The sequence below is a fragment of the Dyella jejuensis genome (assembly GCF_044904675.1).
Taxonomy (GTDB): domain Bacteria; phylum Pseudomonadota; class Gammaproteobacteria; order Xanthomonadales; family Rhodanobacteraceae; genus Dyella_B; species Dyella_B jejuensis.
On sequence record NZ_JADIKJ010000071.1, the window covers coordinates 1 to 598 of the forward strand.

The 598-nt window shown below is 64.4% G+C and carries 1 pseudogene; it reads left to right on the forward strand.

Going from position 1 to position 598, the window contains the following annotated elements:
• Window positions 1–598 (forward strand): annotated as a pseudogene (locus ISP15_RS18325) (hypothetical protein); the annotation flags it as partial.

Below are 598 nucleotides of genomic sequence, written 5' to 3' on the forward strand. Positions count from 1 at the left end.
TCCAGGACGTACCGCCCGGGCAGAGCACGGCGGTGACGCGCCAGGCGGTGAGCTACCGCTACGACGCCCAAGGACGCCTGAGCGGTGTCACCACCACACTGGCCTCGGATACAGACAGCACCGGCACCAGCTACACCACCACCTATACCTATCAGGGCACGACCGACCTGGTCGCCTCGGTCACCCAGAGCGACGGCACCACGGTCAGCTATACCTATACGCAAGATGCGCAGGGGAACGAGCAGGTCACCGGTGTGACGACCGGCAGCGGAGCGGCGGCGCAAAGCATCACACTCAGCTACGACAATGGCAGCACCACTGTCACCGACGGGCTGGGTAACGCGACCCAATACCAGTACAACGCGGCCGGCCAACTTACCGACGTGATGGCGCCGGCGGTCAATGGCGTGTCGCCCACCACCACCTATACCTACGACGCCAACGGCAATCTGCTGACTGCCACCGATCCGGACGGTGCGGTGACGGCCTATCAGTACGATGCCAGCGGCAACCTGCTGAGCGTGGAAGACGGCGCCGGCAACACGGTCAGCTACACCTACAACACCGACGACCAGGTCACCAGCCAGACCACCTACAC